The organism is Orbus hercynius, assembly GCF_003634275.1.
Lineage (GTDB): Bacteria > Pseudomonadota > Gammaproteobacteria > Enterobacterales > Orbaceae > Orbus > Orbus hercynius.
Map to the genome: position 1 here is coordinate 365439 of NZ_RBWY01000001.1, position 23885 is coordinate 389323.

Sequence of the window (23885 nt, forward strand, 5' to 3'; positions counted from 1 at the left end):
CGCGCTGTGTTTATTAAACTCTGGTGCGATTTATATCATAGCTCCCTATCTTCAAGTGTTAAATCGCCCCCTAGTGGGGGCGATTTAATATCCCCCCCTTTGAACATCCAATCATTACACATAAAATCAGTTTATTCCATTTAACCGAAGCGCACTAAAACCTGCGCGAGAATGGGGACATTAAGTCATACTTTTATTGTTATAGGGGAAAATATATTATGGTTAAACTCTTATGAAAATAGTATTTAATCAATAAAATCACGTAATAGAAAATCGTCAACCCACTTTTAATCTGGCAGATATTGTACTTATACGAGTAACTGTCAGATTAGATTTGGGCCGCTATAGTTTAAGTTTTCTATAGCCAAATTTTCAGAATCTTGCAAACGAAGACTAAAATTCATTATAAGCTTAGCTAAATCCGTTGACTCCAGTGCTCAGTAAGATATTGTATAAAAACACTGACTCTTTGAGGAATATATTGACGTTGTTGATATAATATACTAATTGCGGCGCCAGGTTCTTGCCAATCGGGCAATAAATGGATAAGTCGTTTTTCTTGAATCTCTTTGGTGACTTCCCATGTTTCCCGTAAAGCAATGCCTTTACCAAATAAGCACCATTGCTTCAATACTTCACCACTATCACTACTTAAGTGGCCATTTACAGAAATTTTTTCTGGTTTATGATCAGCCTGTTTATGGTGTAGTACCCATTTATCTTGCCGATAACCAGGATAAGAGAAGAGTAAACATTGATGAGTTGATAATTGTTTTGGGTGAGTTAATGCTTGATTTTTTGCCAAATATTGAGGTGAGGCGACTAAAATACGTCGATTAGTCGATAAGTGCTTTGCTATAAGATTGGAGTCAACAAGCTTACCAACTCGAATTGCGACATCAATGCCTTGAGAGTATAGATCAATAATATGATCGGTTAGTCGTAAGTTAACCCGAAGTAGAGGGTACATCGTATGAAAAGAAGCAATAATTGGCGCAATATAATGGTGTCCCAATAATAAAGGCGCAGTAATGTTTATTGAGCCACTGAGTTTATCACAATGCTTAATCTGAGTTTCTGCTTCATTTAGGATATCTAATGCATTACGCACACTCTCAACAAACAGCTTACCCTCATCAGTGATCTCAAGAAAACGAGTATGTCGTTTAAAAAGTTGTACATCAAGCTCTTTTTCAATTCTTGCAATTTGTTTGCTTAATGTCGCCGGTGAAATATTGTGTAGCCTTGCAGTAGCTGAAAAACTTTTACTTTCAGCTACTGCAATTAACATAACTAAATCATTTATATTTTTTAACATGGACTAATCACATACTAGTATTATTTGCTATGATAAAATATATTTTAGCTGAGTAAAAGATTTTTAAAGTTTCTTTTCATAGCCTTCCATTGGTGCGATTTGATTGAGATAGCGATTAGTTGATAAAGAGGTATCCGTAGTAAAATCCATTACGTCACGAAATGACTCGTTAAGATATATTTGCATAGCGGGAGGAATAGCTAACTCATCCATTTCTGCTTTTGAAAGGCGATAACGAATACTTTGTGCGTCATCGTTTTCTACTTTTTGTACCCACTTAGGCTCACGAATTAATTCACGTCCCAATGCAACGAGTGGAATACCTTTATTCAAAATATTAGTGACTTCATCTGGTGTTTGAACTGAACCACCACCAATTAATGGAATACGATTATTAATAACATTAAGCATCTGTAAGATAATCGGAGATGAATCTAAATGCTCACCTATCGGTTGGCGCCATATATGACCAATCGAAGTATGTAAATAATCAATACCAGATGTAGCGAGTTTATCAACAAAGGTTAAGGTATCTTGTAATCTTATTCCAGGAGTCTCAAATTCTTCAGGTGAAAGGCGATAACCTAATAAAAATGGTTGTTTTGCTGTAGTATTGATCATGGTTTTAATTTTTTTGATCACGGCTAGTGGAAACTTCATTCGCTTCGATAAATCACCTCCCCACTGATCAGTACGTCGATTAGAATGAGGAGAAAAAAATTGTTGCAATAAATAGGTATTAGCGCCGTGTAATTCAATACCATCAAATCCGGCTTGTATTGCTAAATGTGTTGCATTAGCAAAATCTTCAATAATGGTTAGAATTTCATTTTCTGATAATGCTTTTGGTTTTTCCGCATCCGGTCTCAATGCAGCAACATCACTTGCACTCACCGTATTTATTCCACGTAGCACTTTACTATTACTCATTCTGCCAGCATGAAAAATCTGTAAAATCGCTTTGGTCCCATTTTGTTTAATTGTTTTGGCAAGTTTGGTTAATCCTGATAGATGTTGCAGTGATGAAGCACCTAATTGCCCTTCAAATCCTTTGCCTTGCTCTGTAATATATGCAACGCCAGTAATAAGCATACCCGGTCCCCCTGCACGTAATTGATAATATTTAAGTTCATCTTCAGTGATTTGACCATTATAAAAACTACTCATAGTTGTCATCGGTGCCATAACGATTCGATTTTTGACAACGAAACCATTACTAAATGTATAGCTTGATAATAAATTTATCTTATCCATTTCTCTTCCTGCTTGTAAATTTTAAAAATGATATATAGCGCATTATGCTGATAAATATTAAAAATAAAAATAGGTTAAAAGGCATAAGACTTATTCCAAATAGGCTATAACAAAATCAATCGCGGCTTAAGATAAGAGGGCAAGATTAATGTTTAATAATCAGATTAAACGACGAGTAATGGTAAAACTGGTGAGATTGTATCATTTAGCATAACTGTGATTATTCTAGTATCACAATATTCTTAAAAATATGAATACATGGTATAAAGCATAAGGAGTTGTAGATGTTTTTACCGGCTAACCAAACCGCTTTTCGCTTCACCGTAGTCAGGCTAGAAACATCAGCCAAACTCCCAGTGTGCGCACTTGAAAATAATAAGACTACAGGCGTAAATGGGGTAATCCAGTATGTGCGCTGTGGTTATTGGTAAAGGCGATGCGCTTTAAACATGATCCAAACGTAGCAATGATTTTATCTAAAATATCGTATAAATCAGACTCAATAAGAGAATGAGTACCGAATTAATCAAATTGAAAAATGATGTGCTTACGCGACATTAATTTTAGTATACTTCAATGCTTTATTTGGAAAAATAACAAACGTAATGGATTAATTATATGAATGTTGTAGATATTACTAAGTAGTCCATATTAATAAATTGGAGCGGGAAACGAGGTTCGAACTCGCGACCTCAACCTTGGCAAGGTTGCGCTCTACCAACTGAGCTATTCCCGCATAGAGATAAGATAAATGGTGCCCGGGGCGAGACTTGAACTCGCACGGCCCAAAGGCCGAGGGATTTTAAATCCCTTGTGTCTACCGATTTCACCACCCGGGCTCAAAACGTAATTTATCAAACTAATCACGATTTGAATGCTGAGCATTTTACCCATCTTATCAATTCAGTCAATAAAAATTTTGAAATAAATCTCCTGATTGCTTAATCTTTAGTTATTTTGATATTGATTTTACAATATTTAATCAATTTTGATATAAAATTTAGGCGTCAATGAGTTACTTACTTAGGGCGCTGTTTTATTCGCTTTAAGGTACGTGTAAAAAGTATGGGGGGATTTTGTTTAAATCCTCATTGCGGGAAAATTCTTTTGCGATGAGGATTATTTCGTTGCAAATTTATAATTTATGGGGCAGAATTGGCGCGCTAACATTTAGCGGAAATATATTAAATTTTTTTAACCGGAGGGCCAATAGATATTACATTATTAGGTGTATTATCTTGGCATTGATAACCAAAAAATTACTGTTAGATTAAAAGAACAAGGAAAATTGAATCCAAGTTAGATTTATTGCCTAAATAAATCTAATACAATGTATCATTAGGTGGATAGTTAGAATTCAATAGCAACGTTACTTTTATTTCCACAGTAGAACTTTTTAAACAGAGGGTTTGACATGGGAACAACACAATTATCTTCATTTGATAATCAATATTATCTAGATCGACAATCACACTTCGAATCAAATGCACGAAGTTATCCTCGTAAATTTCCAATCTCGATTAAATCAGCGCAAGGCGCTTGGCTCGAAGATGTTGAGGGTAAAAAATATTTAGATTGCCTAGCTGGCGCTGGCACGTTAGCGTTAGGGCATAATCACCCAAGTGTTATTAGTGCAATTAAACAAGTACTAGAGAGCCAACTACCGTTGCATACATTGGATTTAACCACCCCGCTAAAAGATCAATTTTCTCATACTGTGCTTAATCTATTACCAGGTCGTGCTGATGATTGGCGTTTGCAATTTTGTGGTCCAACTGGTGCTGATGCCAATGAAGCCGCTTTTAAACTGGCTAAAACGGTAACAGGACGAGCTCCTATTATTAGTTTTACGGGTGGCTATCATGGTATGACTAATGGCACGTTAAGTGCGACTGGTAACTTAGGTGCTAAATCTCCTATTCATGGTTTGATGCCTTATGTTCAGTTTATGCCTTATCCATATGCTTATCGCTGCCCATTGGGACTTGGTGGTGAACTGGGTGAAATGGCATTGGCTAATTTATTTGAGCGGTTTTTAGATGATGTTGAAAGTGGAGTAACTAAACCTGCTGCAGTTATTTTAGAGGCAATTCAAGGTGAAGGTGGTGTAATTCCCGCTCCGGTTCAATGGTTAAAACGTGTTCGTGAAGTCACTAAGCGACATGGAATTATTTTGATTTTAGATGAAGTACAAGCCGGTATCGGTCGTAGTGGTGAATTTTTTGCCTTTGACCAATCCGGTATTGTTCCCGATATGATTGTGATGTCCAAGGCGATTGGTGGCGGTTTACCAATGTCATTAGTTGCTTATCGCGCTGAACTCGATGTTTGGGCCCCAGGTGCTCATACGGGAACATTTCGTGGTAATCAGTTAGCGATGGCAACTGGCCTTGCCACGCTTGATATGATTACTCAGCAAGGTGTGCAAGAGAATGTGAATATTGCAGGTCAAGCACTAAAAGCGGGCTTACTCCAATTACAACAACGCTTTGCCTGCATTGGCGAGGTGCGTGGACGCGGCTTAATGCTGGGCATTGAAATTGTCGATGCTAAAGGTAAGCCGGATATGCTCGGTAGTTTACCTTACGCGCCAGAATTATCGGTAGCGTTACAAAAAGCGTGTTTTCAGGCCGGCTTAATTGCTGAACGCGGTGGCCGACATGGCTCGGTATTGAGATTCCTCCCGCCGCTCACTTTAACGCTTGATGAGGTAAATCAAATTTTGACTCGCTTAGAAACCGCGTTAACTGCGGTGACAAAGTAAGAGGACATATCATGCAAAAAAATAAAGTAGTGGGCGTTACATCGATAGGTCAAGAGGGTGCGGAGCAATACCGCACTTTGATGAAGCAAGCGGTAGATGTCGCGGCCGATTGGCTAACGGTTGATAAAATGTTTGATGGCATGCCGATACAAACGCTGCGAGATCAACTTAATCATATCGAAATGATACCAGCTAAAGGCGTTGGTGACAGGCGGGCGCTACAAGAAGCAAATGAGTATTTTTTACAACATGCGCTACAAGTTCATCATCCACTGTGCTCGGCGCATTTACACTGCCCAACAACGTTAGCGTCTCAGCTGGCAGAAGTGCTAATTAATGTCGCTAATCAGTCAATGGATTCATGGGATCAAAGTCCCTCAGCAACATTATTTGAAGAGCATATTATTACCCAGCTACGTCAACATATTGGTTATGCAGCTGGTGATGCGGGAATATTTACCAGTGGCGGAACGCAAAGTAACTTTATGGGCTTATTGTTGGCTCGTGAGTATTGCTTAAAGCATTATCCGACTTATCAAAAGCACGACTTAGTTGTGCTGTGTTCTGAGCAAGCGCATTTTTCGGTGCAGCAATCAATGTTGTTATTGGGTTTTGATGACAGCGCGGTAGTCACGATTGCGTGTGATCATGGTGGCCGCATTGTCGTTGATGCGTTAGCGGCTACGTTACGTGATTTAGCGTTGCAAGGCAAAAAGGCATTTGCCATTGTCGCGACAGCCGGCACAACCGATACTGGTGCGATTGACGATCTGTCGGCGATTGCTAGTCTGGCAAAGCAGTTCGAGGTTTGGTTACATATCGATGCAGCTTGGGGGGGGATTTTACTGTTTTCTCAGCGATATCGCGATCGCTTGCAAGGAATTGAATTAGCCGATTCGATTGCGCTTGATTTCCATAAGCAGTTTTTACAAACGATAAGCTGTGGCGCTTTTGTGTTAAAAGATGCGGCTAATTATGAGCTAATCCGACGACATGATGATTACCTTAACCCAATCGAAGATGAGCTAGAGGGGGTGCCTAATTTGGTGAGTAAATCGATTCAAACGACGCGGCGCTTTGATGCACTAAAACTATGGATGAGTTTTCGTAGTATCGGTGCCGAGCAATACGCTAACATGGTTGATTACTCCATTGATTTGGCGCAGCAAGTTGCGGCTTATATTGACCAATCCGATAAATTTGAATTGGTTAATTCAACCCAAATTGCTAGTGTGTTATTTCGGATCAAAAAGCACGCATTAGGTGATAAAGATAGCACTCAAGTTCATCGGTTTATCGCCCAGTTACTATTTGATGAAGGCCGAGCTAATTTAGGTATCACGCGTCGTGAGGGGGAAACCACGCTTAAGTTGACGTTGCTCAACCCTCATACTCAGTTTGAGCACGTAAAAGCATTGCTTGCGACAATCGAGCGATTATTAACGCGTTGCTAGATGCTATTTGGTTTTTAAGCTAACACCACTCAGTCTATTTAGTGATAGACTGAGTGCCTAAGATTGCAGTGGCACGATATTGCTATTTTGTTATGACTATTTAGCGATTGTTATCAACAAATTTTGCTTATTCGCCAATCATGATTTAGTTTAAGATGCTGATATAAATTTCAACTCGGCCATCAGGATAATATTTCTCAAAATCCACATCATAAGCGCGTAGGAGTTTACCCTCTTGCTCTAATCCCCAAATATGTTGCCATGTTTGGTAGATTTTATCTTCATGATCATCATTCACAGCGAACACCACATAATTATCGATCGGATTTGGCGTAATTAGCGCGCTAAAATGGTCAATCGGATGATCGACAGCGATTGATAACGTGTAATCACCACGGTAATCATTTTGATAATGGTGATAAATTCCATATACACAACCCGTATCGTTAGTGATTTTAGTTTGTGCCTCTTGCCACAATGCTTTAATTTTATCAATCATATTTTCATCAGTGAAGTTATTTGTTCTAACAGAATTGACAGCAAAAAACATGGAGATGTCCTCTAATAAAGTGAATTATTCGCTGATACCGTATACCCGTTGTTGCTTGATTAAGTATCCTAGGTAATATTAGCATAATAATCATTATTTTATGCACAAATAGCTTTAATAACTTTGTCGTAATCGTGTTGATAACATAATAAAATTATTAATAATCAAACCTATAATGAGGTGGTTAAATAATGACTTATCCGCTACCGAATGCTACGTTATGCTAATGGTTATACATTTATATATATTATACTCCGAGCAAGATTGATCGTGCTTTCATGCTTGTCGGCACTGTATTTTTTCCTATCTAGTTTAATTAGCCAGTTGCCAAAATGCAGCGATGACTTTTTCGGATAAACGTCTTTTTTGTGCACAAATTCCGATATCAAATGGCTCAATTAAACTTGATGGCCATTCAATAATCCGTTCACGGATGCGCTCTGGGCTATTTTCCATAACCACTTTAGGTAATAGAGCCACGCCGCATCCTAACGCAACCATTGAAACAATCGCTTCGTGCCCGGCAACCGTTGCATAGATTTTAGGCGAGTGAATTTTATTGTGTTTAAACCATTGATCGATACGGTGCCGACTTGGACCATGTTCCGGTAAAATAAACGGAATATGCTGCCAATCTGGCTGTTTTTGATGAAGTTTATCACTAAAAGTGCTACGTAATCTGGGGATTAACAGCACCATGTCGATTTCGCCCACTTTAACAAATTCAACGCTTGACGGTAATTGTTTGGGGCGACCGGCAATCGCTAAATCGGCTTCATTCGATTGAATTTTACTCACGGCATCAGCAGCGTCGCCGGTAGTAAGTTTGATTTCGACTAAAGGATAAAGTACCCGAAATTTATCTAAAATATCGGGGAGATGGCTGTAAGCGGCGGTAACTGAGCAAAATAAACTCAGTTCACCGATGAGCTGATGGCTCGATTGCGTGATATTTTGTTGGAGCTGCTGATAATCGGATAACACTTGTTTAGCAAAGACTTTGAGCTGTTGGCCCGCTTCTGTCATTTGTACTGAGCGATTATCACGAATAAATAGCGCTTGACCCACGCTCTCTTCAAGACGCTGAATTAAACGTGATAACGTCGATGGGGTAAGGTGCATGGTTTTGGCGGTTAAACCGAAGTGGTTAGTTTCACATAAGTTTAAAAATATTTTTAAATCACGTATATCCATTATGCTAATCTCAAATTAATGTTGCAAAATATGCAACATAATGTTCTGAATATATCAATTTTAGCAATAAAAAAAATAAAGTATAGTAGTCAACATGATGATTTAGACGCACTACATGTTGATATTGCAATTTTATTTATAGAGGAAAACAGAATGTCAAATTATTTCAATACATTAAGCTGGCGTGAAAAGTTAGCACAGTTAGGTAAATGTCGTTTTATGGATCGTAGCGAATTTGCCCAAGAAGCCGATTTCCTAAAAGGCAAAAAAATTGTGATTGTTGGTTGTGGAGCACAAGGTTTAAACCAAGGTCTTAATATGCGTGATTCAGGCCTTGATATTGCTTATACATTACGTAAAGAAGCAATTGCTGAAAAACGTGCTTCATGGAAAAAAGCGACAGAAAACGGTTTCAAAGTTGGCAGCTACGAAGATCTTATTCCTACTGCTGATCTTGTTATTAACTTAACGCCAGATAAACAACACTCAGCGGTGGTTAAAGCAGTTCAACCTTTAATGAAAAAAGGTGCAGCATTAGGTTATTCACATGGCTTTAATATTGTTGAAGTCGGTGAACAAATTCGTGCTGATATTACCGTTGTGATGGTTGCACCAAAATGCCCTGGTACTGAAGTACGTGAAGAATATAAACGTGGCTTTGGCGTACCAACGCTTATCGCCGTTCATCCGGCTAACGATCCCAAAGGTGAAGGTTTAGCGATTGCTAAAGCGTGGGCTGCGGCAACCGGCGGACATCGTGCGGGCGTGTTAGAGTCATCATTCGTTGCAGAAGTAAAATCTGACTTGATGGGTGAACAAACGATTTTATGTGGTATGTTACAAACTGGATCATTATTATGCTTTGATAAGCTCGTATCAGAAGGTGTGGATCCAGCGTATGCGTGCAAATTATTACAGTTTGGTTGGGAAACGATCACCGAAGCATTAAAACAAGGTGGTATCACGTTAATGATGGATCGTTTATCAAATCCAGCAAAATTACGTGCTAATGCGTTAGCTGAAGAGTTAAAAGTTTTAATGTCAGATCTTTATCGTAAGCACATGGATGACATTATTTCCGGTCATTTCTCATCAACAATGATGGCTGACTGGGCAAATGATGATGTAAATCTATTAACTTGGCGTAAAGAAACGGGTGAAACTGGTTTTGAGAAAGCAGCGGAATATCAAGGTAAGATCGAAGAGCAAACGTATTTTGATCAAGGCGTTGTTATGATCGCGATGGTTAAAGCGGGTGTTGAGCTTGCATTTGAAACGATGGTTGAAGCAGGTATTCTTGAAGAGTCAGCGTACTATGAATCACTACACGAGTTACCATTAATCGCCAATACCATTGCGCGTAAACGTTTATATGAAATGAACGTGGTTATCTCTGATACGGCTGAATATGGTAACTATTTATTCTCTAATGTTGCGGTGCCACTATTAAGAGAAAAATTCATGCCACTATTACAAACAGGCGATTTAGGTAAAGCGATCCCTGAAGGTAGCGTTGATAATGCGCAATTACGTGATGTGAACGAAGCAATTCGTAACCATCCAATTGAAAAAATTGGTCATACATTACGTAGTTATATGAAAGATATGAAAAAAATCAATGTAGCAGGTTAATTATTACTTTGTAATGATTAAGTGAAAAAAGAGGGTGCTTAGGCGCCCTTTTTTATTGGCGAGAATATGTTGTCGTCATTGATAGGCAACTTGGCAACAATGAGCCGATAAGCCTGAGTAAATAAGTCAATTATGATCTCAGGGGCAGATTCGCATTAGCGTAGTTAATTTGACGAAATCTTATCAACTTGAACGATAAAGTCCCTATATTTATGCCTTTCAGTACTTGAGCTAGGCTCAATAATCAGCAATATTGATGTTTTTCGTTATCATAGAGATGAATTGAGTTATCGTTATTCAAATGTTATGTCACGATCTCAAGTTCGGATCGATGATATTCATTTTGATCTAAATTTAGATCAAAAGGATCGCGATAATTTGAAATTAATCTTTTAAAAATTATATAATTAGCTAGAAAATAATTGATGTTTTAGGTTGTTTTTTATCAGGAGTTTGTTATCATTGCTCAGTAAACACTCTAACGTGTTCAAGGTAATGGAATGAGAAAAAAAATAACAATGAGACCGAGCGACAACTGGCGTTGGTATTTTGATAACCAATATGATTGTTTGATGCTAGAAATTGCAAACGATATGGTGTTCCGTTCCCGTTATCCGTCGAAAATGTTAACACCCGATGCCTTTCGCGCTTTTCCATTCTCAGTCGATGATGCTTCTGCTTATTATCAATTTTATGAAAGCTGCGTATCGCTCAGTTTATCTGAACCACAAAAAGTTGAACTAGTGTTAAATGCGATTATTGCTGCTAATTTTTTAAAGCCTCAAATGCCAAAAAGTTGGTATTTTGTTCAGCAGCCAATGTTATTTACGCCGGTGCTTGGGGAATTGGTTGAAGCGCAGATTCAAGGCGGTCATCAACGCATCAATTTATTGGTGGTTGAGGCCAGCGAGATGGCTTCACTCTGTTTGATTGCTGAGCCTAATGTAAATATGGCCGGTAAAAGTTTTACTATCGCTGAAGTGGTGAAAGTGATGAATGATCGCTTAGCATCGAAAAATCACCAAATCGTTAATGACAACGATGATGATGGCGGGGATGAAGAGGCGGTGATGGATTTACTTTATCAAGTCTGTTCGTAATAGGTGCGATAATTCACTTTGCACAATAATAGCCGGCAGGGCACCGACTATTTTTTTCAATTAAGATTTATGACGCGAGAGTTTCAACGTTAGATTGGCCGATTTTGGTATGCAGCTACAAGCCAAAATTCGATTATTACGTCTGATCGAAGATTGAGTCATCGGTGTGACTTCCCCTTCCTCTAATACCACCTGACAACGTCCACACACGCCAGCGCGGCAAGAGTAGGGCATCGGTATGCCGTTTTGTTCTAACTGCTCTAAAATCGACAGTTTATTATTACCGGTAAATGTGGTTGATTCGACCGTGATTTGACATGGTTTAGTTGCGATGAGCGTTTCTTTAGGAAACGATTTAATATAGCGTTTACTCGTTTGACGCACTAATACTTCTATTTTATCGTTAATGTTGATATGACCGGTATTACGGGCAATCATATTCATACCAAAATCGATTTCGCCTTGCTCATCTTGCCTAAAGTAGCGTAGCGTTTTGAGCGGTTCATTATCTGGCAAGTATTGGTGAGTATTCAAATTGACACGCGTCATACCGCAGCGGCTACATGCCTTTACCACATCAAAAATAATGTCACCGATTTTAATGGTTTTCCAGCCATCCTCGGCAAATGGTAAAGCACCATCGATAATAATATTGCCTCTAAATTGTTCAATGGTTAGTCTTTCTGGGCATTGTTGCTGTAAATATTGGAAAGAAGCGGTATTGATCAGTAAATAGGGATAAGCATCGGCAAAAGCCAACGGCGTATTGGGGTACCGCTTAACGACGCGATCACTCTGTGTGCCAATCCAACGTAGCTGCACATCTCGATGTAAAAATTCACTTAAAAACCGATTGACATTAATCGATGCAATATACGCCGTAAATTGGTTTCCCCAAACGACGGTCGGTTCATTGTTAAGCGAAAAATCAGCGTAGTTAACCAGTATGCTTTGTTGGTCGCTGAAGTAAATAGTAATACCTTGGTCATGAATAGCCGTTTTTAATTGTAACAGTTGCGGCATTTCACGGGCGGTAATAAAGGTACTATCAGGCTCGGTAACCATAAAAATGCGATCATATCGCAGTCCACAAGCCTGTACTTCACTCTCGTCAAGTGCGATACCTTGCATCGATTTTACGGGATGGATATAAAGTTGCTTAACAAAGACCATAATATTTACATAGTTGAAAATTAGATTGCTATTATAACGCTAATTTGTGATGAGATATATGGGGGGATTTTTTGTTGCGATGACACATGCGATACTTATCTGGAGCGAAGAGATAATAAGCCTAGTGAATAGGCTTATTACCGAATCTGCTCATCGAGATGATTAGATTTTTTCTTTTGGTTTAATTAGCACATCTTTATCGTTAAAGAAGATCCAAAAACCGATTGTGACAACGGCTGCAACAACTGCTGGGTAGATCCAGAACTCTTGCCATTGCGTCGCGGCCGCCGGCATCGCTTTTTCAGTAACCACGCGGTTATTAATAAAGCCACACACTGAAGCTGCCATGAATACACCAAAGCCGTTAGATACGATAAAACGTAATCCTTGTGCTTGCGCTTTAATTTCGGGTTTCGCTTTTTTATCAACGTAAATATCACCGGCGGTAAAGAAGAAATCCCAGCATAAACCTTGTAATAATAACGCGCCAACGATATAGAGCATATAGTGTTCTGATACAGCAGCTTGTGATAGCATTAAGCTACGAATGATCCAACTGATTGAACCAAATAGAATCACTTTCTTAAAGCCGAAGTGGCCTAATAAGAAGGCTAAACAGACCATGAATATAACTTCAGTCGCTGTTGCGATCTGCATCATTGATGCCGGTTCGATATTGAGTACCGGTAAGTAAACAGGTAGGTAAGCACTGTAGGCGGTTTTAGCGATCATTAAAATGAACGTTGCAAACATAAAAATCGAAAAGTATTTATCTTTAAAGAGTGATAAGGCATCTAAGCATAAGATTTCACGAATCGAGATCTTTTTATTTTTCGCAGCCGGTGGAGTGTTTGGTAGTGTAAAGCAATATAAACCATAAACCACTGAAGCGCCAGCAGCTAATAAGAAAGAGTTGGTTGATTTTGAGATATCAAGGAAGGTCGAACCCATCGTAAAGCCAACCGCCATGAAACCAATGGTGCCAAATACACGAACAATTGGGAACCATTTCACGCCATCAATATGTCTAAAACTGACACTATTGGCCAGTGCTGTTGTTGGGTAAAACAGTAAGCCCACAATAAAGATCATCGCTAAGAAGCCCGAATCATTACCGCTTTGAATAAAGTTAGGTAGTGAGAATAGTACAACTGCGTTTAACAGATGTAAAACCCCCATCACTTTTTGTGATGCAATAAAGCGATCGGCAATCATGCCAATAAAAAGGGGGGAAATAATGGTAGCAATGCCTAAGACAGAATAGGTTGAACCGACAATTTCTTTTAAACCATACGCAGCAAGCACTGCACCAATAACCATATTCCATGCACCTTGCACAAAATATTGTAAAAACATCATCACCAACAGACGAGGTAACTTAAACATAGCATATTCCTTATCAAAGCGTTTTGGTTAAGCCGTCGTAAGCGACTTCAATTTTATGAGGTGTAAATATTTCGACTAATTCGTCATGCATAAAACCACTACTGTGTGAATGATGTGAGGTGATGAGCTGGGTTTTTGCATGGAAAATACCATCATCACTCATTCTTTGTTGCGCGGCAATCACGGTTTCAATACTCATGTGATTGTTGGTTCGATCATTTTGTTTATAGCCGTAAGTACATTCAAAGATCGCCAGATCAATTTTTTTACCGCTATTTTTAAGCCATTGCCAAGTCAGTTCAGGAAAATAACCTGAATCATGACCATATAACATGGTTTTACCTGCTTTTTCGATCAGGTAGATATAGCAAAATTCCCATTTTGCATGGTTAGCAAGTAATGGTGTGACTTGATAGTCGCTTGATGTTGTAAATGTTTGATAAGGGATTGCTAGATTAAACACAAAACGTTCACGGCTGTAATTAGGTAAAACAGCTAAACAACCATTAATCGCAATATCATTACCATGAATATGAAGAGGGTGGGTAATATTAAAACCATAATCGACCATTCGACTAAACAGGTCACCGACATTAAAATGATCGGGATGAGTGTGGGTAAATAATAGGTCTTTAATTTTCGTGACATCAATATTTTCACGCATAACTTGATAACTAAATTCGGGTGCAAGATCAATTTGCATCACATCGTCGATAACAAGTGCACTGCGCGTTCTGATATTTTTGCCTTTTTGTATCCGGGTTTCTTCACAAATCTTACATTTACAAAATGGATTAGGAATCCCTTCTGATGCAGCTGTACCTAAAAACTGAATCTTCAAACTATCTCTCCTATCTTATCAAATAATTTATGATACTTTCTTTTTGTGACATGTTTATGAAAAATTGGAACGTTTCAATTTTAGGTGGAGGATAATATAAGTTTAAGCAAATTAAAAACAGTTTTTTTATTTTTCGTGAATATCGTCAAAAAAACGGGATGAGAATCGAAACAATATATTTTAGCTGAAATGATGTTTTAGTAGATAAATTGGTTATTTTTCTATAAATTATGGAGTTTATCGGTATCAATAAACCGTCAATTAGCAATGTTTCACTGCTTTAGCTAAAAAGGAAATTACATGATAGAGCTACTGAGTACGAGTAATATTTTTGTCCACATTCCAATTGGCAGTGGGGGATATGACCTGTCATATATTGAATGTATTGGTACAGTTTGTGGATTATTATGTATTTATTTCGCCAGCATTGAAAAAACGATTAACTATGTATTTGGTTTATTAAATGTCAGCTTATTTGCGATTATCTTTTTTCAAATTAATTTATATGCCAGTTTATTGTTACAAATCTTCTTCTTTGCTGCCAATATCTATGGTTGGTATGCCTGGACACGCGTGACTAGAGACACGCAAGAGATGACACTCAAAACGCGCTGGATGTCGCTGCCAAAAACACTGCTTTGGTTGATGGTTTGTATGATTGGTATTAGCGTATTAACGCTTTATATTGACGCTGTCTTTGCCGCTTTAACCGATTTTACTGTCCTGAGCTTAAATCGTTTGGGTCTTGAGCTACAAATCCCGCATTTGTATGCTGATGCTTATCCATTTTGGGATTCGACGATGATGATCTTATCGATTGTTGCACAGATTTTAATGACACGAAAATATGTTGAAAACTGGATTTTATGGATTGGGGTAAATGTTATCTCGGTGGTGATTTTTACCATGCAAGGCGTATATGCTATGGCGATTGAATACATCATTTTGACCTTTCTTGCGATTAATGGGGTCAGAATGTGGCGTATATCGGCACAAGAAAATGGTTCTCGGCCATGTAGGTTGAAATAAACAAAGCGCATTGAGGCAATACGAATCGGCGATGACTTGCTATACTTTCAGATAGATTCAATTCATAAAAGGGTAATGTATGTATCTAACTCGGATTGATATTGATAATTTTAAAGGCATTAAACATTTAGAGCTTGAACTTAATCATAAGAGCAGCGTGCTGATTGGTGAAAATCGTTGGGGCCGCTCTAGTTTAATCAGTGCGTTGACATTATTGTCTCAATCACATTTATATTATCAATTTACCAATGATGATTTTTTTGATGAGCAAGGCGCAGCGATTCATTCAGCTTGCCTGCGGTTTACCTTTTGTGAAAGTAATCCAAATGAATTAAAACAGCAACACTACCTGCCTCTCAATTCCGCCGCCTACTTTGATGCAACATTAGATCGATGGGTTATTCGATACCAAATTCAGGCGAGTCGGCGTAACGAGCAAATGGTTACTGAACACTATTTTATTGATGCTAATGGTCATCGGCTTAATCTTGATAACGATAAAGCGCTGATTGAATTGCTCATTATGCTTAATCCGGTGATGCGTTTAAAAAATCCACTCAATGATAAGGAGCTACCCCTCACTAATACGCCCTTATCAAGTTACTATATTAATGAATTATCAACTCAGTTAGCGGCGCATAGTCAGCAGTTTTCACCCGCTGATTTGGAACATGGGTTAGTGGCAGCGAAAGCCTTGCTTGAATATTACCTTGTTGATCGCAATCGCCGTTATCACTACAAGCATATTGCCAAAAAGCCTACGCCGACACATGAGGAGTGGAACAGCTTAGAGCGCATTAATGATCAATTAGATCGATTAGATAATGATTATATTCGCATCATATTAATGGGGGTTTTTAGCGCGCTGCTAACGGCTAGAGGCAATGATCATTTATCACCTCATACGATGCCGATTTTGGTTTTAGAAGAACCTGAAGGCCAGTTACATCCGATTATTCTGGCTGTCGGTTTTCGTTTATTAAAGCATTTCCCAACCCAAAAAATTATTACTACCAATTCCAGCGATTTGGTCTCACTATTTTCTTTAGAACACATTTATCGTTTGATTCGAAGTCCATCTGGCATTGTGGCTTGGCATACTGGTGTAAATGGCCTAAGTGTGAGTGATAGTCGGCGCATTTTATTTCATGTATTATACCGCCGGGCATCGGCAATTTTTGCACGCAGTTGGTTATTAGTGGAAGGTGAAACTGAAGTTTGGTTATTACGTGAACTCGCTGAGCAAAGTGGATTTCATCTTAATTCTGACGGAGTGCAATTAATTGAGTTCGCACAGTGCGGATTAAAGCCACTCATTAAATATGCCAATAAAATGGGAATTCAGTGGCATGTTTTAACTGATGGCGACACAGCTGGCAAGAAGTATGCTGACACGGTCAATTCTTTATGCCCGGTAGAGGGGAATATTAATAACTATTTAACCGTGCTACCAGCAAGAGATATTGAAAATTTTTTATTTAAAAATGGGTTTAGTCATGTCTATAAAATGGCGAGTTATGGCACGAGCGAGCATATTGATCTGCCTATACATCGAATTATTCAAAAAGCCATACAGAAAAGTTCCAAACCAGATTTAGCGATCGCGGTCTGCGATGATGCAAAAACACGTGGCGCTAGTGTCATTCCTAGTTTATTCAAAGATACGTTTAGTTTAGTTGTAAAATTAGCGAAAACCTCGCATTAAAGTACCGAGGAAAAGTGAATTATTTCATTGTGGCATAGGTCGGTTTCTGCTAGACTACTATCCCGTCTGATTAATAGTAATATTGTTTTTATTCTCGTCAAATTTTGTTGATAAATAAGGCGTTTTAAAGATGATATTCATCAAGTAAATGGTATTAATTTAATGGTCACAAATTATATTTTTGTAACAGGCGGCGTTGTTTCTTCCCTAGGTAAAGGGATCGCTGCGGCATCATTGGCTGCTATTCTTGAAGCTCGAGGTCTTAAAGTGACGATGCTCAAGTTAGATCCTTATATCAATGTTGATCCCGGCACAATGAGCCCAATTCAGCACGGTGAAGTTTTTGTTACTGAAGATGGTGCAGAAACCGATCTTGATCTTGGTCATTATGAACGATTTATTCGTACTAAAATGACGCGAAAAAATAACTTCACAACCGGCCGAATTTATTCTGACGTTTTACGTAAAGAGCGTCGAGGTGATTATTTAGGGGCAACCGTTCAAGTTATTCCTCACATTACTAATGCGATTAAAGAGCGTGTCATTGAAGGCGCTAAAGGCTTTGATGTTGCTATCGTTGAAGTGGGTGGCACGGTTGGTGATATTGAGTCGCTGCCATTTTTAGAAGCGTTGCGACAACTTGCCGTGAATGTGGGCCGTGAGCATACACTATTTATGCATTTAACACTTGTACCATATTTACCGTCATCAGGTGAAGTAAAAACTAAGCCTACACAGCATTCAGTAAAAGAATTATTATCGATCGGCATTCAGCCTGATATTTTAATTTGCCGTTCAGACCGCATGGTTCCTGCGAATGAACGCGCTAAAATTGCGTTATTTTGTAATGTTCCCGAAAAAGCGGTCATTTCACTTAAAGATGTAGATTCAATATATAAAATTCCTGCTTTATTAAAATCACAAGGTTTAGACTCTTATGTGTGCAATCGTTTTCATTTAGATTGCCCTGAGGCAAATTTATCTGAGTGGGAGCAAGTGATTTATGAAGAGGCTAACCCTGTTGGTGAAGTGACTATTGGTATGGTGGGTAAATATATTGAATTACCTGACGCGTATAAATCAGTCAACGAAGCCTTAAAACACGGTGGTTTGAAAAATCGTCTAACCGTCCATATTCGTTATATTGATTCAGAAGATCTTGAATCAAAAGGCACGGATCTGCTTAAAGGGCTTGATGGGATTTTAATCCCAGGTGGCTTTGGTTATCGCGGTGTGGAAGGTAAAATTATCGCTGCACGTTATGCGCGTGAAAATAAAGTACCTTACTTAGGCATTTGCCTTGGTTTACAAGTTGCATTGATCGAATTTGCTCGTAACGTTGCTGGCATTAAAGATGCTAACTCAAGTGAATTTATCAAAGATTGCCCAAATCCTGTTGTTGCACTCATTACAGAGTGGAGTGATGAATCTGGCGAGATTGTTCAGCGTAATGAAAATAGTGATTTAGGTGGCACAATGCGACTTGGTGCGCAAATTTGTCATTTAGAACCAAACTCGTTAGTACGTAACATGTACAATAAAGATTCGATCGTTGAGCGTCATCGTCACCGTTATGAAGTGAATAACAATTTATTACCTGCGATTGTTAAAGCAGGGCTGAAAGTCACTGGCTTATCGACGGATAGAAAACTCGTTGAAATTGTTGAAAATCCGGATCATCCATGGTTTGTTGCTTGTCAGTTTCACCCCGAGTTTACATCGACGCCACGAGATGGTCATCCGCTATTTAGTAGTTTTATTCGTGCTGCCAATGAGTATCAACAGCGCTAATTAAGTATTTTAATTTTGTTTTTAATATGTCATATAGAGGAAAATAACATGGCAAAGATCGTTAAAGTTCATGGTCGTGAAGTTATCGATTCACGTGGTAACCCAACAGTTGAAGCCGAAGTTCATTTAGAAGGCGGTTTTGTTGGTCTTGCAATTGTTCCATCTGGAGCATCAACGGGATCTCGTGAAGCGTTAGAACTTCGTGATGGTGATAAATCTCGCTTTTTAGGTAAAGGTGTATTGAAAGCAGTTGCTAATGTAAACGGCCCAATTGCTGATGCGCTAATTGGTAAAGATGCACTCGATCAAGCATCGATTGACCAAATTATGTTAGATTTAGATGGCACTGATTTTAAATCAAACTTAGGTGCAAACTCAATTTTAGCAGTATCTTTAGCTAATGCTAAAGCGTCAGCAGCAGCGAAAGGCGTGCCATTATTTGCTCATATTGCAGATTTAAATGGTACTCCGGGTAAATATTCAATGCCTTTACCAATGATGAATATCATCAATGGTGGTGAGCACGCTGATAATAACATCGATTTACAAGAGTTTATGATTCAACCAGTCGGTGCTAAAAGCGTTCGTGAAGCAATCCGTATGGGATCTGAAGTATTTCATAACTTAGCGAAAGTACTACATGCTAAAGGCATGAATACTGCGGTAGGTGATGAAGGTGGTTTTGCCCCTAACTTAGCATCGAATGCTGATGCATTAGCATGTATTAAAGAAGCGGTTGAAAAAGCGGGTTATGTATTAGGTAAAGACATTACTTTAGCGATGGACTGTGCAGCATCTGAGTTTTATAACAAAGAAACTGGCAAATATGTGTTAAAAGGCGAAGGGGGTAAAGAGTTTACTTCTCAAGAATTTACTCACTATTTAGAAGGCTTAACTGAAAACTATCCAATCGTTTCAATTGAAGATGGTTTAGATGAAAGCGATTGGGATGGCTGGGCATACCAAACTAAAGCATTAGGTCATAAAATCCAATTAGTGGGTGATGATCTATTTGTAACCAATACTAAGATCTTTAAAGAAGGTATTGATAAAGGCATTGCTAACTCAATTCTTGTTAAAGTTAACCAAATTGGTACATTAACTGAATCTATTGCTGCGGTTAAAATGGCTAAAGATGCTGGTTATACAGCGGTAATTTCACATCGTAGTGGTGAATCAGAAGATTCTACAATTGCTGATTTAGCGGTTGGTTTAGCTGCAGGTCAAATCAAAACGGGTTCAATGAGTCGTTCTGATCGTATTGCTAAATATAACCAATTAATCCGTATCGAAGAAGCATTAGGTAGCAAAGCACCATTTAACGGTTTAAAAGAAGTTAAAGGTCAATAATTTTAGTTAATTATTTGTCTTTTATCAAAAAAACCCGCCTGAATATTCAGACGGGTTTTTTATTATATTCAAGATATGATTTATTAATCTATTGATTATATTGATTTTTATATTATCAAGCGCGTAAAAACGAAATAAATAGCAAGAATTATTACTTTTTTTCACAAATTTGATTGTCAATTTGCTAAAATATAGCCACTCGGTATAAATACTTTATCAATAAATTTTGGAGTTAACATGGTAGTTGCTGTTAATAAACGCTCTGTAATGACCTTGTTTTGTGACACGACAGATATTTATGGTCATCAGATTCGTTTTGTTTTAGCGGAAAAGGGAGTGACGGCGGAAATAGAGTTTGTTGATGCTAAACATTTGCCCCAGGAGTTATTAGATCTTAACCCTTATGGTTCAATTCCAACGCTGATTGATCGCGACTTAACGTTATATGAAGCACATATTGCATTAGAGTATCTTGATGAGCGTTTTCCTCACCCACCATTAATGCCGGTGTATCCGATTGTGCGGGCAAATTCTCGATTAACGATGTACCGTATGCGTAAAGAATGGTACAAAGCTTATCATACGATCATCGATGCGCCTAAATCAGAAGCGGCTAAAGAAGCCAGAAAGCTATTACAAGATGATTTGACGGCAATTTCAGTCATGTTTAAAGAAAAGCCGTTTTTTATGAGTGATGATTTTACTTTAGCCGATTGCTATTTTGCGCCGCTATTATGGCGTTTACCGATTTTAGACGTCACACTACCTAAAGTTGCACAAAAGCATTACCTTAGCTATATGACGCGAATTTTTGAGCGTCCAGCATTTATTGAGTCATTAACGGATGATGAAAAGAAAATGAGAGCTTAATCGATGGATATTTCTGCAATGACTGCTCGTCGTCCCTATTTATTTAGGGCGATGTATGACTGGATTTTGGATAATGATCTAACGCCTTATATTGTCGTTAACACCACCGTTTATGGCGTTATCGTACCGGAAGAGTATATTCAAAATGATCAGATTGTATTAAATATTGCTCCTCAATCTGTTGGTCAATATTCCATTAATCACGCGCAGCTGGAATTTAATGCGCGCTTTGGTGGTAATCCACAGCACTTAGTTGTGCCGATGGCGGCAATCGAGGTGATTTATGCGCGTGAAAATGGTGCAGGGCTAGGTTTTGAACCTGAGCCACAATACGAAAACCGTCCAAAAGAAGAGCCAAAGAAACCAAGTAATCCGTTTAAAGTCGTTAAATAGTACCTTCTGCCGATTATCCGTTAGATAATACTTAACGATTACACTTGCCTATCACGGTTGGCATTATGTATGCCAACCGTTTTTTATAATGAATACTGATTTTTAAGTGCTACTCTGCGGCTGCGATTTTCACAATGACGCTGGTATTTTCGACTTTGACTTCATTAATTGTCACATCAATAAAATCGAGCAGCTGATAGGCCACTTCGTCTTTGATTTTGATATGACCATTTTCAGGTGACAAGATTAACTCACCGCGAACAGGATGAATCAGTGTTGCCGGTAAGAAGGCGACCGCGCCAATATCGGTCAGGCGAACTTTTGCTCCACCACGATTTAAATCAATAATTTGTGCTGCAAATGTCTGACCAACTTTATTTTTTAAAAATTGGCAATATAGTTTATTGTTCAATTCTCGCTCAGCTAGTCTGCCTGCTTTACGGCGTTCATTCATAATCGATAAAATGTCAGGATTCGGTTTTGCATGCGATTCATGTGCCATAAGCGCTTTAAGTAGGCGGTGGTTTAATAAATCGCCGTATTTACGAATCGGTGATGTCCAAGTTGCATAAGCCTCAAATCCCAAACCAAAATGTGGATAGGGTTCAATGGCAAAGTCTGCTGGCGCCTGAAAACGACGTAACCGATAGTCTAATCGCTCATTTTTCTCGGTCAAACGGCGCAGATCTTTATAGCCCGCTAACGAAGATAGGCGCTCTTTATCAAAATTTTCTATCTGGTTTTCACTTAATAATTTAATCGCGGAATCTAAATATTTTGGATCAAAACCACTATGGACATTAAATATACCAAAGCCTAATTGGTGTGTCAGCCGATAGGTTAGTACTTGATTGGCGATAACCATCGCTTCTTCAACCATCTTATGGGCACTAAGTTTAGTTTCTTTAATAATATCGGTTACTTGTCTATTATTATCAAAAACAAAGCGATATTCGCTATTGTCTTTAAATAGTAACGCATGTTGATATCGCCAATTCGTTCTTACTTTAGCAAGCTGCGAGAGTAAAACTAATTGTTCAGCGATGCCGGTAACATCGGTTGATAGAGCATGATTGTTAGCAATGAAATCGCTGACATTATCATAAGTGAGTTTGGCTTTAGAGATGATCCACGCTAAATGAAATTCAGCGGTATCATAGATGATATTACCATCTTGCTCGATAGTCACATGACAAACAATCGCTGGGCGCTTTTCATCTGCTTTAAGCGAACAGCGCTCATTGGCTAAGGAAACGGGTAGCATAGGCACGGTAAAACTAGGTAAATACGTTGAAAAAGCGCGCTGATAAGCAAGTGCATCAATATCGCTATTTTCGGCAATATAGGCACTCGGATCGGCGATGGCAATGAGTAGATGATAGTTACCTTGTGCATCTTGTGAGATCGACAGCGCATCATCCATATCTTCGGTGCTTGCGCCATCAATGGTAAAAAACGGTTGCTGCGTGAGATCAAAACGTGTTAGTACCGGGTGCTCAGTTAATTGCCACTGTATATCAGCAAGTGGTGTAGCGGCTAAATCATATTTAGCCAGTGCCATTAACCATAGATAGTCTGGCGTATTGTCTTCGGTGACAAATTGCGTAATTTCTGCGCTAAAGCCTTGTTTATTTTCTAGTGCATGGCTAGTTATTTTGGCTTTTACCCAGTCTCCGGCTTTAAGTTGTTGGGTGACACTTGGGCTGGTTTTACACTTTATGGTCATTTTACTCATATTTTGCGGAATGATTTCTAGCGCTTTATTGGCGAAGGTAATTTGACCGAGAAAGGTGTTTAAACTTGGCTCGAGTAGGGTTTCAGGTTCAAAGGCCGTTTTGTCGCCATTTTCAATGACAATGCCAGATACTTTATCGCCATCCATGACATTTTTCATTTTATTAGCTGGAATAAAATAGCTTTTTTTATTATCCGTTTCTAAAAAACCATAGCCTTTTTCATGCGCTTTTACGATACCTTCTGCACGAGGTGCTTGGGTGTGCAGTTGTTGCTTCAGTTGTGCTAATAATGGATTGTCTTGTAACATAATGGTCGAATGTATAGAGGATAATGTCCGCAATTTT

Annotated in this window: 18 protein-coding genes and 2 tRNA genes; 10 read left to right on the plus strand and 10 right to left on the minus strand. The window is 38.6% G+C overall.

Annotated features, from left to right (window positions below):
* Positions 1–415 precede the first annotated feature (415 nt).
* From DES39_RS01820 to DES39_RS01835, 4 genes are all read right to left on the minus strand, one after another.
* The gene (locus tag DES39_RS01820) at positions 416–1318 is read right to left on the minus strand and encodes a LysR family transcriptional regulator (protein ID WP_121144063.1); all 903 of its coding nucleotides are present in this window, start codon (positions 1316–1318) and stop codon (positions 416–418) included.
* Positions 1319–1381: 63 nt separating this feature from the next.
* Positions 1382–2572 carry an NADH-dependent flavin oxidoreductase gene (locus DES39_RS01825; protein ID WP_121144064.1) on the minus strand — a complete coding sequence of 397 codons (1191 nt, stop codon included), beginning with the start codon at positions 2570–2572 and terminating at the stop codon, positions 1382–1384.
* A gap of 660 nt (positions 2573–3232) precedes the next feature.
* Positions 3233–3308: transfer RNA gene (locus tag DES39_RS01830), tRNA-Gly, on the minus strand.
* A 16-nt stretch (positions 3309–3324) separates the two neighbouring features.
* A tRNA-Leu gene (locus tag DES39_RS01835) sits at positions 3325–3411 on the minus strand.
* A gap of 575 nt (positions 3412–3986) precedes the next feature.
* Between DES39_RS01835 and DES39_RS01840 the strand changes: the two genes are divergently transcribed.
* Positions 3987–5336: a diaminobutyrate--2-oxoglutarate transaminase family protein gene (locus DES39_RS01840; protein WP_121144065.1), complete on the plus strand. Its 1350-nt coding sequence runs from the start codon at positions 3987–3989 to the stop codon at positions 5334–5336.
* Positions 5337–5347: 11 nt separating this feature from the next.
* Complete coding sequence (locus DES39_RS01845) at positions 5348–6790, plus strand: pyridoxal phosphate-dependent decarboxylase family protein (RefSeq protein ID WP_121144066.1); 1443 nt, start codon at positions 5348–5350, stop codon at positions 6788–6790.
* A 145-nt stretch (positions 6791–6935) separates the two neighbouring features.
* Here DES39_RS01845 and DES39_RS01850 read toward each other — a convergent pair whose 3' ends face one another.
* Entirely contained in the window at positions 6936–7340 is a 405-nt protein-coding gene (locus tag DES39_RS01850) for a GyrI-like domain-containing protein (RefSeq protein WP_211324584.1), read from the minus strand.
* A 312-nt stretch (positions 7341–7652) separates the two neighbouring features.
* Positions 7653–8534, minus strand: a complete 882-nt coding sequence (gene ilvY / locus DES39_RS01855; protein WP_121144068.1) for an HTH-type transcriptional activator IlvY — start codon at positions 8532–8534, stop codon at positions 7653–7655.
* Between the two features lie 153 nt (positions 8535–8687).
* Here ilvY and ilvC point away from each other — a divergent pair, with 153 nt between their 5' ends.
* Positions 8688–10166: a ketol-acid reductoisomerase gene (ilvC, locus tag DES39_RS01860; RefSeq protein WP_121144750.1), complete on the plus strand. Its 1479-nt coding sequence runs from the start codon at positions 8688–8690 to the stop codon at positions 10164–10166.
* Positions 10167–10678: 512 nt separating this feature from the next.
* Complete coding sequence (locus tag DES39_RS01865) at positions 10679–11266, plus strand: cell division protein ZapC domain-containing protein (protein ID WP_121144751.1); 588 nt, start codon at positions 10679–10681, stop codon at positions 11264–11266.
* Positions 11267–11326: 60 nt separating this feature from the next.
* Here DES39_RS01865 and DES39_RS01870 read toward each other — a convergent pair whose 3' ends face one another.
* The 3 genes from DES39_RS01870 to DES39_RS01880 all read right to left on the minus strand — a co-directional run bounded on the left by DES39_RS01870 (position 11327) and on the right by DES39_RS01880 (position 14666).
* Complete coding sequence (locus tag DES39_RS01870) at positions 11327–12439, minus strand: YcbX family protein (RefSeq protein ID WP_121144069.1); 1113 nt, start codon at positions 12437–12439, stop codon at positions 11327–11329.
* A 162-nt stretch (positions 12440–12601) separates the two neighbouring features.
* Positions 12602–13825 (minus strand): MFS transporter, encoded by a 1224-nt coding sequence (locus tag DES39_RS01875; protein WP_121144070.1) that lies wholly within the window; start codon positions 13823–13825, stop codon positions 12602–12604.
* A 13-nt stretch (positions 13826–13838) separates the two neighbouring features.
* The gene (locus tag DES39_RS01880) at positions 13839–14666 is read right to left on the minus strand and encodes an MBL fold metallo-hydrolase (protein WP_121144071.1); all 828 of its coding nucleotides are present in this window, start codon (positions 14664–14666) and stop codon (positions 13839–13841) included.
* 303 nt (positions 14667–14969) lie between these two features.
* Here DES39_RS01880 and pnuC point away from each other — a divergent pair, with 303 nt between their 5' ends.
* The 6 genes from pnuC (at position 14970) to DES39_RS01910 (ending at position 21804) form a co-directional block, all read left to right on the plus strand.
* Entirely contained in the window at positions 14970–15695 is a 726-nt protein-coding gene (pnuC, locus tag DES39_RS01885; protein WP_121144752.1) for a nicotinamide riboside transporter PnuC, read from the plus strand.
* A 79-nt stretch (positions 15696–15774) separates the two neighbouring features.
* A complete protein-coding gene (locus DES39_RS01890; protein ID WP_121144072.1) occupies positions 15775–17400 on the plus strand; it encodes a DUF2813 domain-containing protein in 1626 nt (541 codons plus the stop codon).
* A 162-nt stretch (positions 17401–17562) separates the two neighbouring features.
* The gene (gene pyrG / locus DES39_RS01895) at positions 17563–19191 is read left to right on the plus strand and encodes a glutamine hydrolyzing CTP synthase (protein ID WP_121144073.1); all 1629 of its coding nucleotides are present in this window, start codon (positions 17563–17565) and stop codon (positions 19189–19191) included.
* A gap of 48 nt (positions 19192–19239) precedes the next feature.
* Positions 19240–20541, plus strand: a complete 1302-nt coding sequence (eno, locus tag DES39_RS01900) for a phosphopyruvate hydratase (protein WP_121144074.1) — start codon at positions 19240–19242, stop codon at positions 20539–20541.
* Positions 20542–20778: 237 nt separating this feature from the next.
* Positions 20779–21411 (plus strand): glutathione binding-like protein, encoded by a 633-nt coding sequence (locus tag DES39_RS01905; protein WP_121144075.1) that lies wholly within the window; start codon positions 20779–20781, stop codon positions 21409–21411.
* A 3-nt stretch (positions 21412–21414) separates the two neighbouring features.
* Positions 21415–21804, plus strand: coding sequence for a ClpXP protease specificity-enhancing factor (locus tag DES39_RS01910; RefSeq protein ID WP_121144076.1), 390 nt, complete (start codon positions 21415–21417; stop codon positions 21802–21804).
* A gap of 109 nt (positions 21805–21913) precedes the next feature.
* Here the strand turns inward: DES39_RS01910 and DES39_RS01915 are convergent, their stop codons facing one another.
* Positions 21914–23848, minus strand: a complete 1935-nt coding sequence (locus tag DES39_RS01915; RefSeq protein ID WP_121144077.1) for an exoribonuclease II — start codon at positions 23846–23848, stop codon at positions 21914–21916.
* Between the last annotated feature and the right edge of the window lie 37 nt (positions 23849–23885).

What these genes read in the sequence shown, in the direction of transcription:
- DES39_RS01890 (WP_121144072.1), top strand. Translation starts at nt 15,775, where the DNA reads ATGTATCTAACTCGGATTGATATTGATAATTTTAAAGGCATTAAACAT.
- ilvC (WP_121144750.1), top strand. Translation starts at nt 8,688, where the DNA reads ATGTCAAATTATTTCAATACATTAAGCTGGCGTGAAAAGTTAGCACAG.
- eno (WP_121144074.1), top strand. Translation starts at nt 19,240, where the DNA reads ATGGCAAAGATCGTTAAAGTTCATGGTCGTGAAGTTATCGATTCACGT.
- DES39_RS01905 (WP_121144075.1), top strand. Translation starts at nt 20,779, where the DNA reads ATGGTAGTTGCTGTTAATAAACGCTCTGTAATGACCTTGTTTTGTGAC.
- DES39_RS01825 (WP_121144064.1), bottom strand. Translation starts at nt 2,572, where the DNA reads ATGGATAAGATAAATTTATTATCAAGCTATACATTTAGTAATGGTTTC.
- DES39_RS01845 (WP_121144066.1), top strand. Translation starts at nt 5,348, where the DNA reads ATGCAAAAAAATAAAGTAGTGGGCGTTACATCGATAGGTCAAGAGGGT.
- pyrG (WP_121144073.1), top strand. Translation starts at nt 17,563, where the DNA reads ATGGTCACAAATTATATTTTTGTAACAGGCGGCGTTGTTTCTTCCCTA.
- DES39_RS01875 (WP_121144070.1), bottom strand. Translation starts at nt 13,825, where the DNA reads ATGTTTAAGTTACCTCGTCTGTTGGTGATGATGTTTTTACAATATTTT.
- DES39_RS01870 (WP_121144069.1), bottom strand. Translation starts at nt 12,439, where the DNA reads ATGGTCTTTGTTAAGCAACTTTATATCCATCCCGTAAAATCGATGCAA.
- DES39_RS01915 (WP_121144077.1), bottom strand. Translation starts at nt 23,848, where the DNA reads ATGTTACAAGACAATCCATTATTAGCACAACTGAAGCAACAACTGCAC.
- DES39_RS01910 (WP_121144076.1), top strand. Translation starts at nt 21,415, where the DNA reads ATGGATATTTCTGCAATGACTGCTCGTCGTCCCTATTTATTTAGGGCG.
- DES39_RS01820 (WP_121144063.1), bottom strand. Translation starts at nt 1,318, where the DNA reads ATGTTAAAAAATATAAATGATTTAGTTATGTTAATTGCAGTAGCTGAA.
- DES39_RS01840 (WP_121144065.1), top strand. Translation starts at nt 3,987, where the DNA reads ATGGGAACAACACAATTATCTTCATTTGATAATCAATATTATCTAGAT.
- DES39_RS01850 (WP_211324584.1), bottom strand. Translation starts at nt 7,340, where the DNA reads ATGTTTTTTGCTGTCAATTCTGTTAGAACAAATAACTTCACTGATGAA.
- ilvY (WP_121144068.1), bottom strand. Translation starts at nt 8,534, where the DNA reads ATGGATATACGTGATTTAAAAATATTTTTAAACTTATGTGAAACTAAC.